This is a genomic window from Actinophytocola sp. (genome assembly GCF_035712165.1).
In the GTDB taxonomy this organism is placed as follows: domain Bacteria; phylum Actinomycetota; class Actinomycetes; order Mycobacteriales; family Pseudonocardiaceae; genus DASYTH01.
Genome location: NZ_DASTBH010000315.1, coordinates 1 through 3,057, shown reverse-complemented (window position 1 = coordinate 3,057; position 3,057 = coordinate 1). Strand labels below are relative to the sequence as shown.

Below are 3,057 nucleotides of genomic sequence, written 5' to 3'. Positions count from 1 at the left end.
GGTGCTCGACGTGCCGTACCCGTGTGACGTCGAGTTGGTCATCGTCGACGACGGCTCCTCGGACGGCACCGCGCCGCTGCTGGCGGCGATCGACGACCCCAGGGTCTCGGTGCACACCCACCCGGTCAACCGGGGCAAGGGCGCGGCGATCCGGACCGCGGCGGGCGCGGCCACCGGCACCCACGTGGTGATGTGCGACGCCGACCTCGAGTACTCGCCCGAGGACCTCCCGGCGCTGCTGGCCCCGGTGGTCGAGGGCGAGGCCGAGGTGGTCTACGGGACCCGCTCGTTCTCCAGCCACACGGCGTTCTCCTTCTGGTTCGTGCTCGGCAACAAGGGTGTGACGTTCGTCGCCAACGCGCTGTTCGACTGCTGGATCAGCGACCTGGAGACCTGCTTCAAGCTGATGCCGGCCGAGCTGTACCGCTCGCTGGACGTGCGCTCGGCCGGCTTCGGCATGGAGGCCGAGATCACCGGAAAGCTGCTCAGGCGCGGCATCCGGCCGTACGAGGTGCCGATCCGCTACCGGGCCCGCAGCCGGGCCGAGGGCAAGAAGCTGACCTGGCGGGACGGCGTCGAGGCGATCTGGATCCTGAGCCGGATCCGGCTCGGCCGGTCCCGCTGAGGGCAGGGTCCGCGGGGGGCTCGCGGTGCCCCGCGAAGGTCAGGTGTCGGCGCGGGATCGGACGATGAGGTCGGCCAGCAGGGCCATGGAGGCGATGATGAGTCCGCTGACGACCAGCAGCAGCGTGCTGGTGGTGACGCGCAGGTCGTAGCGGATCACGTCCGCGATGCCCTTGGCCACGCCGAGGAAGAACAGCCACAGCGCCAGCGGCATGAGGACCTTGATCGGGTTGAAGTACATGACCATCCGCAGCACCTGCAGGATGTAGCGGTAGGCGTCCTTGATGAAGTGGAACTTCGAGGTGCCCGCCCGTTTCGCGTAGTCGATCGGCAGGTAGTCGACCGGGTGCTGGTTGGACAGGAACGACATCGTGATCGTGGTCACGCAGGAGAACCCGGGCGGCAGCAGCCGCAGGTAGGGCAGCGAGACGTCGCGGCGGAACGCGCGCAGGCCCGAGTTGAGGTCCGGGATCTTGGTCGCGGCCAGCCGTTCGGCGACCTTGCGGATGACCCACTTGGCCGGCACCCGGAGGAACTTGTGTGTGCCCTGCTCGGTGGTCCGGGCGCCGACGACCTGGTCGACGTCGGGGTTGTCGAGCAGGTACTGCACGAACTCCGGGATCCGCTCGTTCGGGTAGGTCATGTCGGCGTCGGTCCAGACGACGATCCGCCCGTAGGCCTCGTTGGTGCCGATCCGCCGGGCGGTGCCCGATCCGCCGTTGCGGCGAAACGGCATCAGCCGCATGTTCGGGAACCGCGGCATCGCCTCCTGCAGCACCGCCAGGGTGTTGTCGGTGGACTTGTCGTCGATGACCAGCAGCTCGTAGCTGAACCCGGTCTCGTCCATCGCGCGGGTGATCCGCTCGAGCTCGAGCAGCACGTGGTCCTGCTCGTTGTAGCAGGGCAGCACGACGGTGACGTCCAGCGTGTTCGGACCACCCCGCCGCGGGGCGAGGGTCTCGCTGCTGTGGCCGAGCGCCGGGACAGGCTGCGCCGGCTGGTCCAGCGGTTCGGCAATACTCACGGGCCGGGATCGTACGCTCGCGTCTGTCCGGTCCCGACATCCTGGCCTGCCTCACCTCGGTGCCGAGCGGCGCCGGCCGCCAGCGCCGGTGACCGCACGCCGGCTCGCCGTCCGGGCCGGCGGTAGGGTCGTCGACTGTGACCGGCGGACCGGAAGTGACCGTCCTCGTCGTCACCTGGAGGGCGCGGGACCTGCTCGAGCAGTGCCTGCGGGCGCTCCGGGAGCAGACCGTCGGGCACCGGCTGCTCGTCGTCGACAACGCCTCCACCGACGGCACCGCCGCGCTGCTGCGCGGCTTTGGCGAGGCGAGGATCCTGCGGCTGGACCGCAACCGCGGTTTCGCCGGCGGGGTGGCGGCCGGACTGGCCGAGGTGGACACCGAGCTCGTGGCGTTGCTCAACGACGACGCCGTGCCGGCGCCCGGCTGGCTGGGGGCGCTTCTCGACGCCGCTCCCGGCGCCGCGGCGGTGACCTCCCGGCTGCTGCTGGCGGACGGCACGCTCAACAACGCGGGAGTCGTGCTGCGGGCGGACGGCTACGGCGCCGACCGGGCTCTCGGCGAACCCGACGGGCCGCCGTACGACCGGCCGGCCGAGGTGTTCGGCTTCTCCGGCGGCGCCGCGCTGCTGCGGATCGCGGCGGTGCGTGCGGTCGGCGGCTTCCCCTAGCGCTTCTTCCTCTACTACGAGGACACGGACACGTCGTGGCGGCTGCGGCTGGCCGGGCACCGGGTCGTGTATGCGCCGGCGGCCGTGGCCTGCCACGCCCACTCAGCCAGCACCGACCAGGCCTCCGATCTGTTCGCCTTCCAGAACGAGCGTAACCGGCTGCTCACCCTCACCCGGTGCGCGCCCGCGGGGTTCGCGTTCCGGCAGGTGCTGCGGTTCCCATTGACCACCGCGTCGATCTCGGTACGCCGGGCGTCCGGCGGGCCGACGCCGCCGGGGGCGCACTTCCGTACTGGTGTGCGGCTGCGGGTGCTCGGCTCGTACCTGCGGCTGCTACCGTGGGCGCTGCGCTCCCGCCGGCGGATCGGCCGCATGTCCACTGTGCACCGTCGCCGCGTGCTGCGGGAGTGGGCCGGTGTGGCCGAGCGCGACCGCTGAGTCCCGTCCCGTTCCTCCCGGAGAGGAACGGGACCTAAGTCTCTCATTCCGCGGTGCCGGACGGGCCATAGTGGACTTGGTTCTACAGTGCGAGGGCGGTTGCAGCGATGAGGCGAGAGCATCTGTCCAGCCGGCTTCTCGTGCTGGCGGCAGCAGTCTGTACGGCGACCTTGCTTGCTCAGGGTGGAGCGTCGGCGGCACCCGGGGATCCGGCATCGCCATCCGGTCGGGACCTGCCCGCCGGACCCTGGCCGCCCTCGCAGGTGCTCGCCGTCGACCCGTCGACGGTCGCGCCGCCGGCGG

4 protein-coding genes are annotated in these 3,057 nt (G+C 71.2%); 3 read left to right on the top strand and 1 reads right to left on the bottom strand.

Translation table 11 applies throughout. From position 1 onward, the window contains the following. On the top strand, positions 1 to 625 hold a 625-nt coding region (locus VFO68_RS17775), incomplete at its 5' end, for a glycosyltransferase family 2 protein (RefSeq protein WP_325159423.1). A gap of 39 nt (positions 626 to 664) precedes the next feature. On the opposite strand, the gene VFO68_RS17770 is transcribed toward VFO68_RS17775, so the two are convergent. Continuing rightward, positions 665 to 1,648, bottom strand: coding sequence for a glycosyltransferase family 2 protein (locus VFO68_RS17770; protein WP_325159422.1), 984 nt, complete (start codon positions 1,646 to 1,648; stop codon positions 665 to 667). Positions 1,649 to 1,785: 137 nt separating this feature from the next. Here VFO68_RS17770 and VFO68_RS17765 point away from each other — a divergent pair, with 137 nt between their 5' ends. Further along, positions 1,786 to 2,316: a glycosyltransferase family 2 protein gene (locus VFO68_RS17765; RefSeq protein WP_325159421.1), complete on the top strand. Its 531-nt coding sequence runs from the start codon at positions 1,786 to 1,788 to the stop codon at positions 2,314 to 2,316. A 66-nt stretch (positions 2,317 to 2,382) separates the two neighbouring features. Then, complete coding sequence (locus VFO68_RS17760) at positions 2,383 to 2,754, top strand: hypothetical protein (protein ID WP_325159420.1); 372 nt, start codon at positions 2,383 to 2,385, stop codon at positions 2,752 to 2,754. Positions 2,755 to 3,057: the final 303 nt, after the last annotated feature.